This is a genomic window from Phormidium tenue FACHB-1050 (genome assembly GCF_014696925.1).
Lineage (GTDB): Bacteria > Cyanobacteriota > Cyanobacteriia > Pseudanabaenales > Pseudanabaenaceae > Pseudanabaena.
The window spans coordinates 57,445-70,420 of sequence record NZ_JACJQY010000017.1 but is presented as its reverse complement, the minus strand read 5'-3'; the positions used below and the strand labels follow the sequence as shown (position 1 = coordinate 70,420).

The 12,976-nt window shown below is 42.3% G+C and carries 14 protein-coding genes; 6 read left to right on the top strand and 8 right to left on the bottom strand.

The features are described from left to right. Window positions 1-13: 13 nt before the first annotated feature. Window positions 14-790 carry an MBL fold metallo-hydrolase gene (locus H6G05_RS12230; RefSeq protein WP_190578439.1) on the bottom strand — a complete coding sequence of 259 codons (777 nt, stop codon included), beginning with the start codon at window positions 788-790 and terminating at the stop codon, window positions 14-16. Between the two features lie 893 nt (window positions 791-1,683). On the opposite strand from H6G05_RS12230, the gene H6G05_RS12225 reads away from it, so the two are divergent. Then, window positions 1,684-3,135, top strand: a complete 1,452-nt coding sequence (locus H6G05_RS12225; RefSeq protein WP_190578438.1) for an ammonium transporter — start codon at window positions 1,684-1,686, stop codon at window positions 3,133-3,135. A gap of 86 nt (window positions 3,136-3,221) precedes the next feature. Here the strand turns inward: H6G05_RS12225 and H6G05_RS12220 are convergent, their stop codons facing one another. Next, window positions 3,222-3,434 (bottom strand): hypothetical protein, encoded by a 213-nt coding sequence (locus H6G05_RS12220; RefSeq protein WP_190578437.1) that lies wholly within the window; start codon window positions 3,432-3,434, stop codon window positions 3,222-3,224. On the opposite strand from H6G05_RS12220, the gene H6G05_RS12215 reads away from it, so the two are divergent. The 3 genes from H6G05_RS12215 (at window position 3,433) to H6G05_RS12205 (ending at window position 6,332) form a co-directional block, all read left to right on the top strand. Next, a complete protein-coding gene (locus H6G05_RS12215; RefSeq protein WP_190578436.1) occupies window positions 3,433-4,107 on the top strand; it encodes a GAF domain-containing protein in 675 nt (224 codons plus the stop codon). The genes H6G05_RS12220 and H6G05_RS12215 overlap by 2 nt on opposite strands. 318 nt (window positions 4,108-4,425) lie before the next feature. Further along, on the top strand, window positions 4,426-4,542 hold the full coding sequence (locus H6G05_RS12210; protein WP_071590106.1) for a photosystem II reaction center protein I: 117 nt from the start codon (window positions 4,426-4,428) through the stop codon (window positions 4,540-4,542). A 71-nt stretch (window positions 4,543-4,613) separates the two neighbouring features. Continuing rightward, complete coding sequence (locus tag H6G05_RS12205; RefSeq protein ID WP_190578463.1) at window positions 4,614-6,332, top strand: ABC transporter ATP-binding protein; 1,719 nt, start codon at window positions 4,614-4,616, stop codon at window positions 6,330-6,332. A 10-nt stretch (window positions 6,333-6,342) separates the two neighbouring features. Here the strand turns inward: H6G05_RS12205 and H6G05_RS12200 are convergent, their stop codons facing one another. From H6G05_RS12200 to H6G05_RS12180, 5 genes are all read right to left on the bottom strand, one after another. Further along, the gene (locus tag H6G05_RS12200; protein WP_094534645.1) at window positions 6,343-6,741 is read right to left on the bottom strand and encodes a hypothetical protein; all 399 of its coding nucleotides are present in this window, start codon (window positions 6,739-6,741) and stop codon (window positions 6,343-6,345) included. A 5-nt stretch (window positions 6,742-6,746) separates the two neighbouring features. Beyond that, on the bottom strand, window positions 6,747-7,205 hold the full coding sequence (locus H6G05_RS12195) for a hypothetical protein (RefSeq protein ID WP_094534643.1): 459 nt from the start codon (window positions 7,203-7,205) through the stop codon (window positions 6,747-6,749). Window positions 7,206-7,208: 3 nt separating this feature from the next. Beyond that, a complete protein-coding gene (locus H6G05_RS12190) occupies window positions 7,209-7,991 on the bottom strand; it encodes a TIGR04255 family protein (protein WP_190578435.1) in 783 nt (260 codons plus the stop codon). Window positions 7,992-8,133: 142 nt separating this feature from the next. Beyond that, window positions 8,134-8,592, bottom strand: coding sequence for an SsrA-binding protein SmpB (smpB, locus tag H6G05_RS12185; protein WP_094534639.1), 459 nt, complete (start codon window positions 8,590-8,592; stop codon window positions 8,134-8,136). 19 nt (window positions 8,593-8,611) lie between these two features. Then, complete coding sequence (locus H6G05_RS12180) at window positions 8,612-8,962, bottom strand: hypothetical protein (RefSeq protein ID WP_094534637.1); 351 nt, start codon at window positions 8,960-8,962, stop codon at window positions 8,612-8,614. A 366-nt stretch (window positions 8,963-9,328) separates the two neighbouring features. On the opposite strand from H6G05_RS12180, the gene H6G05_RS12175 reads away from it, so the two are divergent. Together H6G05_RS12175 and H6G05_RS12170 are read left to right on the top strand one after the other, a co-directional pair. Then, window positions 9,329-11,128: a protein kinase domain-containing protein gene (locus H6G05_RS12175; protein WP_190578434.1), complete on the top strand. Its 1,800-nt coding sequence runs from the start codon at window positions 9,329-9,331 to the stop codon at window positions 11,126-11,128. 145 nt (window positions 11,129-11,273) lie between these two features. Beyond that, a complete protein-coding gene (locus tag H6G05_RS12170) occupies window positions 11,274-12,035 on the top strand; it encodes a hypothetical protein (protein ID WP_094534633.1) in 762 nt (253 codons plus the stop codon). Between the two features lie 55 nt (window positions 12,036-12,090). On the opposite strand, the gene pheA is transcribed toward H6G05_RS12170, so the two are convergent. Further along, window positions 12,091-12,930 (bottom strand): prephenate dehydratase, encoded by an 840-nt coding sequence (pheA, locus tag H6G05_RS12165; protein ID WP_322096357.1) that lies wholly within the window; start codon window positions 12,928-12,930, stop codon window positions 12,091-12,093. Between the last annotated feature and the right edge of the window lie 46 nt (window positions 12,931-12,976).

Sequence of the window (12,976 nt, the reverse complement as noted above, 5' to 3'; positions counted from 1 at the left end):
AGCGCTCCCTTTTTTATGTGACGGCTAATTTCTGTAGTTTGACCTCAAAGCGTTCCCAAGGTTTAGGCTCGATCACTTGGGTGGAAATATTATTTTCTGTAAATAGCGATCGCAGAGAATCCATCGATCCTTCAGCCTTCAAGATATTTAACAATACCCCACTATAGGTCAAGTCACCACCTGCGGCGGTAGGCAACATTACTTGAGGCTTGAGCCACTTTGCTACCTGTATAGCTCCTTGCTGCCCCTTGATTACCGTACCAACCAGTGGCAATTTCAAATCAATCATGGGTGTTATCACCACATCCACAGGCGCAAATTCTTGAATTGCGGCTGCATGGTAGCCATGAGGTTCGTAATAAATAGAAGTTCCTTCTACGAGATCTCGGAGAATATATCCATTCTCCAGAGTAGTGGGGCCAGTAGGTGAACCCAGCACGGCTCTGATTTCAAATAGGTTAGGAATACTAAATACTTCACCATGGGCAAGAGCCGTAACTTGGGTATAGCCAAGTTCGTTGACTAATTTGGCTGCACTTGGCGAACCAACTACAGGAATTTGGCGATCGAGTTTCTTAAGAGTAGGGGGATGGGCGTGATCTGGTAACCCCTGTGACAGCAAAATCAAATCAATATTTTGGGGGATCTCTCTCTGGGTAAGTCGCTCAGACTTAAAAAACCATGCAGCATTGCCAAACATCAACGCATCAACCAACCAAGGATCGAGCAAAATGCGTTTACCTGCAATCTCGATCAGCCATGAATTACTGTCTAGCCATGTTAAATACATAATTCTTAGAGGTGGTAGCTTTCTACATAGTATTGTAACGAATTGTTTACAAACAAAATCAGGAGATGTGCAAAGTATAGCTACAGTTTCACCCAAGGTAGCGGTGCGGCGCTTCGCGCCGCTAATCCTTGGAATCAAAACCCAAGAATTGTTTGGCGGCGCTTCGCGCCGCCAAACAATTCTTGGGTTTTATACTCCTGATTTTTGATATAAAAAACCCGCAGGAGGCATTCTTGCGGGGAGAAATTATGTAGATACGTCGCTAGTGACTAGAGTATCTTCCTTTTTTCTGGTTTAAGTAGTGACTCAACTCACAGAAAGAAGGCGATCTTGTAACAACTCTCTTGTGATAGTGATCACACGCATTCCTCAAAACCGCAGACTATAGCGTTTATCAGTCTAGTGAAGTACGGGTTTGTTTCCCCGCCGAAGGCGGGGAAACAAACCTTTGTACCTCGCTTGCTTGAAAAGCGCTATATATGTTGCATTTCCTAAAAGCTTGACTGTACTAATCGACACTTTTGTAGATCATCCTTTAAACGTATAAGAAATCAGGGCTAAACTTACGCCAATTTGCAATTTACAGCTTTCCTGCTATCTCTCAAAATAATCAGTGACAACTTACAGCAATTATTAACCAACGGAATCACAAGATATTTTTTAAAAGCGTTGGTTTGCATCACTTTAAAAAATATCTTGGTTTGGGTTTAAGCGCAAAGAATTGTAAACAAGGGGATAAGCGACGGATTAACACCAAAGCATAAAATCGCTTAGCAATTTTATGCTTTTAAAACCCTTGCTGGGTTTGATTTGCAACTCACAAAAGTGTCGTCATATTCTTGTGAGTTGATATAAATGCTCAACAATCCAAATAGCGGTGTATGGATCTAATCATGGCAAAAGTCACAACAAAAAGAAAGAATTATTTTGCGCGTTTTTTGGCGATCGCCATCGGAGCTGCGATATTTGCTGCATTTACACCAGCGATCGCCCATGCGGTTGAGACAGGCACACTAGAGTCTTTAACCAAAAACACAAGTGAGCTAAAGCTATCAGTTGACACAAGTTGGGTACTGATCACGGGGTTTTTAGTATTTTTTATGCAATGTGGATTTGCCATGCTAGAGGCTGGGCTGGTCAGACAGACGGGGGTAGTAAATACGCTTACCGAGAACTTCATTGATGCAGCAGTTACTCTTTTAGCTTGGTGGACTACTGGTTTCGCGATCGCCTTTGGCACAACTAGTAATGGATTTTTTGGAGTAGATGGCTTCTTTTTAAGTAATGCTTTTACTTTCAATAATGGGGCGATCGAGTATGCGATGGGTTCAGGAGGTTCTACTGCACCAGTCAACACATTGACTTTGTTCTTTTTTCAGTTCGCTTTTTCGGCAACAGCAAGTACGATCACTACGGGTGCAATGGCTGAGCGGACGGACTTTAAGGGCGATCTAATTTATGCTTTTATTATGGGTGCTGTTATGTATCCCATTGTTGTGCATTGGGTTTGGAACAATGGGGGCTGGCTCTATAAACTCAACTTTCATGATTTTGCTGGAGATGCTGCTGTACATACGGTTGGCGGATGGACAGCTCTAGTTGGAGCCTACCTACTTGGTCCTCGTCCTGATCGTGTATGGGGGCAGATTCCTCCAGCACATAACCTTGGCTATGCCACGATTGGCACAATGATTTTATGGTTTGGTTGGTATGGCTTTAATGCTGGTTCGACCTTGACTCTGAGTAATCCAGGTTTAGTTGGCTTAATTGTTGTGAATACAACAATAGCTGCTTCGACTGGTGCAATAGCAGCCTTTATCTACATCTACTTTCGCTTTCGTCAGTGGCACTTATTTTGTGGACTTAATGGTTCGCTAGCGGGTTTAGTGGGAGTTACCGCAGGTTGTGCTTATGTCATGCCTTGGGCATCAGCATTAATCGGAGCAGTTGCTGGTGTACTGGTGTTGGTCGTAGTAGACATCATTGAGTGGTTTGAAATTGACGATCCTGTGGGTGCATTTGCAGTACATGGTGCTTGCGGTATGTTGGGGATAATAGCTGTAGGACTATTTGGACATCCAGCCCTAACAACCAATAAAAAAGCTGGATTGTTCTTAGGTGGTGGTTTTGATTTGCTTGGAGTGCAACTCGGCGGTGAAGTTGCGATTATTATTTTTGTAGTTATATTCTCATTTTTGATGTTTGGCTCCATCAAAGCTTTGGGGCTGCTGCGAGTCAATCCTGAAGCCGATCGCATTGGTATTGATGTTTATGAGCATGGGGCATCGGCTTGGCCAGATGTTTATCCCATCGATGATCTGCAATTTGATGAAGAAGAAGAATAGAGTAAATGGCATCGTTTATCACTGCTATTTATCATCAATTCTCATTATAAAGATCAGTTTTTCGAGATTTTGCCAATATCGAAATCTCAAAAAACCGATTTTGGTGTTTCTATCGCCAAAGGTGATAGAAACACCAAAATCGGTTTAATAATGAGAATTGCTACATTTACTTTTTTAGTGTTTTTCTGAGGTGATTTTGCTAGTATTATTCGGATAGCTTGTGCTGCTAAGACTAAATTCCCAAGACTTTGTTTTATTTGTGCTGAGCAGGACATTATAAAGATATTGGCGACATCCATGACTCCTGATTTAGGCTGGCAACCAGACACATCTGAAGATATCTCCCCCTCAAATTGTCAGGTGTTATCCGAGCAATTGCGTTATTACAAATGCTTACTTGATGATCTGGTAACAATATCTTTATATTTGTCTAGCACCAATGACTTAAGAGCTTTTTTAGAATTAGTATTAGCGAAAACTCGGACAATGACAGCAAGTGATGCAGGCAGTATTTATTTAATCGATCGCTCTGCCCCAGTCCATACAGTCTGCTTTGAAGTTTCTCAAAATGATTCTCAACCTGATCGATCGCTAGTCAACTTTGCCGTGCCACTCAATCAAGATAGTATCGTCGGCTATGTTGCCATGACAGGTGAAACGCTCAATTTATCTGATGTGCACGATCTCCCAGATGGTGCTGTATATCGACATCACAAGACTTTTGATTATGATATTGAATATCACACCCGTTCGGTTTTAGCTGTTCCCATGTTTGATTCTCAAAAAAGGACGGTCGGCGTTTTTCAGTTAATAAATCGTAAGGTTAAAGATATTTCAATTACGTTAGATAATGTCAAAGAAATCACCCTTGCCTATTCAGATTTAGATGAGAAATTATTGAAGGCGATCGCTTCTCAAATATCTCTATACATAGAGCGATCGCAACTTTTGGGGCAAGTATTTCCTACTTAAAAGCTTTAGCAAAACTCCAGTTTTTGTGTCACTGCGAAGCCTTGCCACAAAAAAACTTAAACCCAAGAAGAGAAGAGTGGTGCTTCGCGCCACTCTTCTCTTCTTGGAGAATATCAAACCCAGTAAGGGTTTTAAAAGCCCAACATGGCTATATCTCAATTAAAGGCAACTCAAAGTATTATCTTTAATTTTTCCATTTAAGTATTTATACTCAAAAGCAAATAGCCAATCTTAAGGAATTATAAGGAATCCCCATCTTTTCCTATAAGATTTAACATAGGATAAATTCTTAGATATTTATACGGAGATTATTTATTTATGCTCACTTTAAAAATAGTGGTCTATATCACTGTCATATTCTTTATCAGTTTGTTTGTGTTTGGTTTCCTCAATAGCGATCCATCTCGCAACCCAGGTAACAGGGATCTCGAATAGTGATCAACCCCCCCACAGCTAGCTCTGCCAAATCTCAATCTTCAACTCGCAAAAGTAATGACTGGCGGTTGATGTTGAGCTTATTGCCTTACGCAAAGCAAAATTCCAAACAGCTTGTCATATCGCTGCTTTTACTTGTGCCTCTCTCGATCGCTAGTGCTGTCCAGCCAATTTTGGTACAGCAAGGCATTGATGGACCAATTAAAAACGGCGATTTGTTGGGTTTGCGGTGGATTTGCCTAGTCATACTACTGACGATCGCAGTGCGCCTTGCGTTTCAGTCTTGGCAGGGCTACTTGGTGCAAGAGGTCGGACAAAAAATCACCGCAGATATTCGCGCTGATTTATTCCGTCACGTCACCTCTTTATCAACTAGTTTTTTTGATCGCACGCCTGTTGGTAAACTCATCACCCGCTTAACTAGTGATGTCGAAGCCCTAGGTGATGTATTCGCAACTGGTGCTGTAGGCGTATTGAGCGACTTTGCAGCGATCGGGACAATCGCTATTTTCATGTTTTTGCTGCGCTGGGACTTAGCCCTGATGCTAGTGATCATGGTGCTACCCGTGACTGCATTAATCGTCTATTTCCAGCATGAATATCGCAAAGCAAATTTCAAAGCACGCGATCGCCTATCAGAACTTAATTCAATTCTGCAAGAAAATATTATTGGCGCAAATATCGTTCAGTTATTTCGCCGCGAAAAGTTTAACTCCGCCCAACATCTCAAAGTCAATAAGCAGTATGTAGATGAAGTAAATCGCACAGTTTTTCATGATTCTGCGGTTTCGGCGACACTGGAATGGATTGCACTGGTGGCGATCGCTGGCGTACTGTGGCTAGGCGGTGGACAAATTGTTCAAAAAAATCTCACTTTTGGTGAACTGTCAGCTTTTGTGTTATTTTCGCAGCGCCTGTTTGACCCAATTCGCCAACTCGCAGAAAAATTCACCACGATTCAAGCAGGATTTACAGCAGTTGAACGGATCAATGCCATCCTGCAAGAACCCATCGAAATTCGCGATCCTGAATCTCCCAAAACGCTCCCCCTTGATGGCACTGGCGAAATTTGTTTTGATCATGTGTGGTTCGGCTACAAACCCAATGAGTACGTCCTCAAAGATGTGAATTTCACCCTGAAAGCAGGTGAAAAAATTGCCCTTGTCGGCCCCACAGGAGCGGGTAAAAGCTCAATCATCCGACTGTTATCGCGTCTATACGAGCCAACCAAAGGCAGAATCCTTATCGACGGTATCGACATTCGCGAAATTACCCAAGCAGAGTTACGTCGATGTGTTGGCGTAATTTTGCAGGATGCTTTTTTGTTTTCTGGGGATATTAAGGACAACATTACACTCGGTGAAGACTATGCGTTCGAGCAGGTGGTTGAAGCCGCCGAGTTGATGAATGTCGATCGCTTTATTCAAGAACTGCCCGAAGCTTACGCAACTCAAGTCCGTGAGCGCGGTACAAATCTTTCGGGTGGACAAAAGCAGTTACTAGCCTTTGCCAGAGCTGCCATTCGCGATCCGCGAATTTTAATTTTGGATGAAGCAACCGCTAGTCTAGATGTCAGCACCGAGTTTTTGATTCAACAAGCCTTAGATCGATTGTTGATCGATCGCACTACGATCATCATTGCTCACCGCTTATCGACAATTCGCAACGTCGATCGCATTCTCGTTCTCAAACAAGGCGAAGTGATCGAGTCTGGCACTCACGATCAACTCATAACCAAACAAGGTGTGTATGCCAGCCTCTACGAACTAGAAATGATGGCAACCAATTAAAGAAGCACCGTTATACTGGATAAAATTTAGCATCAGCAGCTAGTTCCAGTGCGATCGCCTTCTGCTCTAGTTTATCAAGAGGAAATCCTTGAATATTTGCATGATTGGGATTTTTTGGTGTTGGGTCTTTCACTACCTGCAAAGACTCAACTTTACATTTAATTGCCTGAATGTCAGCCCTGCCGTAAAAAGTTTTATTTAGCTCTCTAGCTGTTTCCTCACCTAAAGCCAGTACTTCTTCAATGGTTGCATCGAGATATCGGGTTAAAGATAATTCCTGATAAGGATGTGGCATAAACAGTTCAGGCTTTGCAGTTTGATCGCTACTGCGAAAGTGGTTACTTTGCATTGCATATCGAGCTAAGATTTCATCCTCACTCACATCAGGTACATGATTAGCATCGATCATGCTCTTTAAACCGTTATTCCCTTAACTTCTTTGATCAATTCCAAGATAGGTTGGGGTATTTCTCCACAAAAATGATCTGATCCCCGCTCAGATCTAGTACCAAAAAGGGCGGCGTAATACAACATGCCTTCGGGACTAATGCTAACTGACAGTATCCAGCGAGGATTACTGTACCACTCTAGAGTTAAATGCCCATCTGGTTCAGCCCCAACAGAGGGCAAGGGGTAGCCTAGAGGTAGTGACTCAATAAACCAGTAAGCATTAAATAAAGTTTTTTCTTGAACTGCAAGGGCGTTATAACCATCCCAATCTGGTAATTGACATTCTTTCCAAAAAGCATATAGCTCGTTATAAGCTGATTGCTTCCCCAAAACAACAGACTGGTCAAAGTAACCTTTTTGCTTTTGGGTAGTTGCATCAATATAAGCAGCAGTTTCTGTATTTCCTCGTATTGCTGTGATCATGACTTAACTCCCAAATTTATTTAAGGCGGTATCAGTTATATTACTGAAAAATATTTTATTCTTAAGCCAACGCATTTCCGCGAGTTGTTGGTTTAAATCATCCCGAATACTAGAAACTTCATTTGTAAAGACATCAATATCTACAATCAACGCTTGCTCACTTGCTGAACCAGTTTGATTGGGTTGGATAGTACGAACTAAGTTAATTTGATAGGGATGGCCAGCAACTTGGTAAGTATCTTGGTAAAAAAACGATTTTGGAGAGATTTCTAATCCAGAAAGCCTATATGGTTCACTTTTGAGATAGGTTGAGATTGATTCATCTTGTTTTATAAGAATTCGGTTAATGAATCGAACCCCTAATCGGCGGATCGTCTTTGGCTCGGCTAATTCTACAAAAACACCCCAGACTCGCAAGGCTTCGTTCTTAAAGTTTTTCCAACTTTCATAGGATTGAACCCTACTAAAAGCAATTCCAGTATGCGTAAATTGGGCTACATAATTTTTTTGGTCATCTTCAAGCCTAAAGCCATTCCATTGTGTGTGCTGTGAGAATTGAGACGTGTCATCAGGCATACCCATTATTTTAGCTTCTGTGACATAGTGAGTCTGAATAGTGGGGTATTCAGGCAAATGTTTGGTTAGCGCTTCCTTTAATGATATTTGCTCTAAAGGTTTACTGGCAGGAGCCTCCCAATGAATTACAGCCTCTAGAATAGGTGAATTCGTTAAATTTTCTGGGAATTTTTCACTAAGATTGATAGCAAATTGAGGTGGAGCAGACATAATAACTTTTTAATTTTTAGAGATGCAATGTATCAATTTGATTTGGGTGAACAAGTCTACAGTATATTTTTTAAACTACCACAGGTTTTGTGAACAATCGCTAATTTACAAATCAGCACAAATAAACGAATATTTTTAAGTTTTAACGATTTTTCATGACCCTTTCAATATCACGTTTATCATCGCGTTTTTTCATATCATCGCGCTTGTCGTGGAGTTTCTTTTGGCGTACTAAGGCTAAATCAACCTTAATCCATCCATCTTTTTGATAGACCTTGAGTGGTACTAGCGTCAAACCCTTTTGCTGCACAGCCACAATCAACTTGCGGATTTCATCTTTATGTAACAGCAAGCGACGGGTGCGGGTTGGCTCATGGTTAAAATACACACTAGTTGTATGGTGTGGGGCAATATACATATTTAGCAGCATGATCTGCCCCTTCCGTACAATGCCATAGGCATCACGTAGATTTGCTTTCCCCCCTTTAATTGATTTAACTTCCGTGCCAAGTAGCTCGATCCCTGTTTCATGGGTTTCGAGAATTTCGTAATTAAATCTAGCTTGCCGATTTTCGGCGAGTACACGATAGTAATTTGCCATTTATTCCCATTAATACTGTCTAATATCCTGAAGTAACTTCTAATAGCTTCCATTCTGGACTGTCACAGAATGCTTTAGAAACACGATCAGAGATTCCATGACAGTAATTATTAATCCGCAGTGGCAGTTCGGCATTTTTGGTAACGCTAGTCAATTTTGCCTGATTGCCCTCAATCTCAGAACGATGGATCAAGACCTCTACCGTAACCATTTTGGCGAATGACGCATTAGTCTCGATTTCTTGGGCAATCACATAGTCATCAGTTTCATAGGTAATTACCAAGCTACAAGACTCCAACGTTTTGATAATCGTTGAATGTAGGTTTTCGGGAGCGATTTCAACTAAGAAATGTTGAGTGTATCTAGCCATAAATCATCAAAACAACTGGTTCGGCTAGCAGTTTACTAGTCCTTGTCTACGAAACTATCTCTAAAAGCTATATGTCCATTCTGCACTATGTCATTTTTTGACATTAGCACTTTAATTTTAGGTATTAGGGCTTACAGCTTATCCATCATAAACCAAGGTGTCGTTAAATCGTTTAATCCTAAAGCATGAGCAGCAACATTATCAAAAACCAAATAAATGAAGGTGGCGCGAAGCGCCGCCTTCATTTATTTAGTAAGTGAAACCTAAATATGGGAAGTGACGCTTTGTGTCACTTCCCATATTTGGGTTTTGTGTTTTACTTGTAAGGCGATCGCTATATATTTGTGACAAAAATGGTGTAATCGGATGATTGGTCAATTACTTGATGGACGCTACCGCATTGCTAGCAAGTTGGGTGAGGGTGGATTTGGTCATACTTATTTAGCCCATGATACGCGCATCCCGAATGAGCCGCTTTGTGTGGTCAAACATCTCAAACCTGCTAGTAGCGATCGCGAATATTTAAAGGTGGCGAGTCGTTTATTCACCAGTGAAGCGCAAACCCTTGCTCAATTAGGTAGTCACGATCGCATACCTCGTTTGCTGGCTTATTTTGAGCAGGCTGGGGAATTTTATTTGGTAGAAGAGTTTATCGAGGGACGATCGCTAGAACTAGAGTTGGTACGCGGCTATCGGCTCAGTGAAACCTTAGTTATGCAGATTCTTGATGATTTATTAAGCATTCTGGAATATACCCATAGTCATGGGGTAATTCATCGTGATATTAAGCCAGACAACATTATTCGCCGTAAATCCGATAGCAAATTAGTATTGATCGATTTTGGGGCGATCAAACAGGTTCAAAATCAGCTAAATCAAGAGGGAGCCACGATCGCCACCGTAGCGATCGGGACTTTGGGATATATGCCTAGTGAGCAAGCTCAAGGTAAACCCCGCCCTAACAGTGATTTGTATGCACTTGGAATGATCGGCATTCAAGCCCTGACAGGTTTACCACCCCGTGAATTGCAAGAAGATTATCAAACAGGAGAGTTAATCTGGCAGCATCTTGTACCCAATAAGTCGGGATTAGTGGATGTATTAACCAAGATGACGCGCTATCACTACAAAGATCGCTATGAATCAGCTTTAGAAATTCGTAAGGTTTTGGCAAACCTAGACGATCACCACTTGCCAACGCAACCAGTAAGTAACTCCGCTAATGGTCTTCAGTCCACGATTGTGGGTCTAAATAACAATCAAAACAACAATCATGATTTGCATACGGAAGTCTTACCCCAAGTAACTCCCACAGTCCCACCGACAGAAGTATATACGCCAGCGATCGCGCCGCCACTGATTCAACAACCACCAATCCAACCATTACCACCAGCTAATCAAACACCTACACCCATAAATCACGCTCCATCTCATGAACCATTGTCTCAGCAGACTGTACAGGTTTACGCCCCAATTCAAGCTGATCATAATGGTGGTAATGGTAGTAATAAAGGTTTATGGATTGCTTTATGGGGCGGAGCCTTTGCCATCGCGATCGCGATCGGCGCTTTGATGGCAACACGTTCATCCAATCCCACCACAAATACCGCCAATAACTCCACTCCTAATAAAGCTGCCGTTACCCAAAGTCCTAGCAAAACTCCCGTAGCTAGTCCTAGTCCATCCGCTTCTATCGAACCTACCGTTATTCCCACCCCAACTTCTGCACCCACGGCAGTCCCTAGTCCGACCCCAACTACTTCTCCCAAAATCCCAATTACACCTTTGTCTGAGACTGATGCTGTAGACATCGTAAATAATTTGGTAGCTAGCAAAAATCAAATGTTTGCCCCACCCTTTGACCGTAAGTTGCTGGCTGAAATAACTACAGGGGAAGCCTATGAGAAACGGAAGGGAGCGATCGACTGGTTAGAGCAGAATAATGCTTTTTATCGCTATGGTGAATTTACGGTGAGTCGGGTTGGTGCATTTGGTATTCAGGATAATCAAGCCAATGTGACCGTAGAGATTTTTGAAAGTCCCACCCTATATGTCAACGGCAAAATCGATCGCACTCAGTCGCAGCCATCAAGGGGGCGATATGTTTGCACCCTGAGTTTTGAAAATGGCAAATGGAAAATCGCCAATCTGACAAAAGTAGATTAAAGATGGGGCGGCTTCGCCGCCCCATCTTTAATCTACGGCGAAGCACTATAAATTAATTTCAGGGCAAATTGTGGGCATAGTAAGAATAGGGTATTAAGGCAAGTCGGCTTTCTGATATTTCTATTTAAATGATTGGGGCTTTGCTATGTTGTACAGATCAAACGTTTTAATGACTGTAAAAAGCGATCAAGAAGGTGGCTTTCTGGGGGCCCTTGAGCAGTCCACACTACCGCTGCAAAATACTGTCGGCGTGAGCCTACTTCTAGTCTTACTGTGGGGAGCGATCGGCGCAACAGCCTACCATTATTGGCAATTGCAAAAAAATCGTCAACAACTAAAGATCGAGAGACTGAAAACCCATGAACTCGCCAAAAAGCTAAAACTAGCTCTGCATACAATTGATGAGCATGAACGCAATCCTGATTTGATTCATTCCCGTGAGTTCAATCTAGATTATCTCAGCATGAGAATGGAAGAACCTCATTTTTGTGAAATTATCTTGGCGCAAATGAAGGTCAACCTCCGCCAAAAAGTTGCACCTGCACTAATGCCAACTGAAGAAGACAGTGGCACGGTTCGCAAGGTCGATGTGATTTTTGATGTGTCTTATCAGCCTGAACATCATGATGACTCACAAATTCGCACCCTATTTCGTATCCATGTCAAGCTAGCGAAAATCCCCACCCATGGTTCGCAGAGCATTCTCAAAGATTTGGCGACTGGGCTAGAAAGTTTTGTGGTTGCCTCAGATGTAAATCGGAATTGGCAACCTACGATTCAGGGACGGCTAGCGGTGATTAGTTGGGATCAAACGGCGAAACCAACACCGTTATTAGTGATCGAGCAAACTAATGAAGGTAAAAATGTGCTGATGCGAAACAAGCGTCTAGCCCAATCTAAAATATAAAAAATGAGGCGCAAAGCGCCTCATTTTTTATATTTTAGATTGCAAAGCGTTTTCTTTAGGTAATCGCATAACTACCAAGAATTTTAAGATTTTCAGTGACGGCTTGTAGTTCTTGTAGAGCTTCACTGAAGTTAGGATCATCGATGGGGGCTTCAATGTCGATGAAGAAAATATATTCACCCAGCGATCGCTTGGTCGGGCGTGACTCAATCCGACTCATGTTAATTTGGCGATCGGCTAATACTAATAAAGGTTTGACTAAAGCTCCAGGCATATTCCGTTTCAGGCTAAAGGCTAGGGAAGAATGTGTGCCTCTAGTGGTGGGTGAAGTGCGTCCTAAAACTAAAAAACGGGTGCAGTTATCAGGTTGATCATTAATTGGATATTGCAGAATTGGTAAATAGTAAATTTCGGCGGCTCGTTGTGAGGCGATCGCTGCCACGGTCACATCTTTAGCCACAATATGCAAACCATAGGTTGTAGAGTCACTGGCTATTTGTTGCACAGTGGGTAAATGATGATCCAGCCATTGCTGACATTGAGCTAAACCTTGAGGATGGGAATAGACAACTTTAATATCGTCAAGATTTTGGGCGCGGGTAATCAAAGCATGGGCGATCGGCATAACGATCGCCTGTTGGATTTGTAATGACTCCGATTGCCAGAGGCTATCGAGGGTCATTGTTACCCCACCTTGAATTGAATTCTCGACAGGGACAACGGCTACATCCACATGCCCCTGCTCGGCAGCATTAATCGCTTGGGGAATTGTAGGATAAGGACACATCCGCGAAGGATCATGCTCTAAGTCTGGATGGCTCAGCTGTAAATATTGCAAAGCTGCCATTTCTGAATATGTACCTGCGGGACCAAGGTAAGCAACCGTTGTCATGATTGGGGTTTTGCGATTGAATAAGGAACCAGATTTTTAGTGGCCCAGC

Excerpts from the sequence above, each read along its gene's own strand:
- H6G05_RS12205 (WP_190578463.1), top strand. The coding sequence starts at position 4,614 with ATGTTGAGCTTATTGCCTTACGCAAAGCAAAATTCCAAACAGCTTGTC.
- H6G05_RS12220 (WP_190578437.1), bottom strand. The coding sequence starts at position 3,434 with ATGGATGTCGCCAATATCTTTATAATGTCCTGCTCAGCACAAATAAAA.
- H6G05_RS12195 (WP_094534643.1), bottom strand. The coding sequence starts at position 7,205 with ATGATCACAGCAATACGAGGAAATACAGAAACTGCTGCTTATATTGAT.
- H6G05_RS12230 (WP_190578439.1), bottom strand. The coding sequence starts at position 790 with ATGTATTTAACATGGCTAGACAGTAATTCATGGCTGATCGAGATTGCA.
- H6G05_RS12225 (WP_190578438.1), top strand. The coding sequence starts at position 1,684 with ATGGCAAAAGTCACAACAAAAAGAAAGAATTATTTTGCGCGTTTTTTG.
- H6G05_RS12215 (WP_190578436.1), top strand. The coding sequence starts at position 3,433 with ATGACTCCTGATTTAGGCTGGCAACCAGACACATCTGAAGATATCTCC.
- smpB (WP_094534639.1), bottom strand. The coding sequence starts at position 8,592 with ATGGCAAATTACTATCGTGTACTCGCCGAAAATCGGCAAGCTAGATTT.
- H6G05_RS12190 (WP_190578435.1), bottom strand. The coding sequence starts at position 7,991 with ATGTCTGCTCCACCTCAATTTGCTATCAATCTTAGTGAAAAATTCCCA.
- H6G05_RS12200 (WP_094534645.1), bottom strand. The coding sequence starts at position 6,741 with ATGATCGATGCTAATCATGTACCTGATGTGAGTGAGGATGAAATCTTA.
- H6G05_RS12170 (WP_094534633.1), top strand. The coding sequence starts at position 11,274 with ATGTTGTACAGATCAAACGTTTTAATGACTGTAAAAAGCGATCAAGAA.
- H6G05_RS12210 (WP_071590106.1), top strand. The coding sequence starts at position 4,426 with ATGCTCACTTTAAAAATAGTGGTCTATATCACTGTCATATTCTTTATC.
- H6G05_RS12175 (WP_190578434.1), top strand. The coding sequence starts at position 9,329 with ATGATTGGTCAATTACTTGATGGACGCTACCGCATTGCTAGCAAGTTG.
- H6G05_RS12180 (WP_094534637.1), bottom strand. The coding sequence starts at position 8,962 with ATGGCTAGATACACTCAACATTTCTTAGTTGAAATCGCTCCCGAAAAC.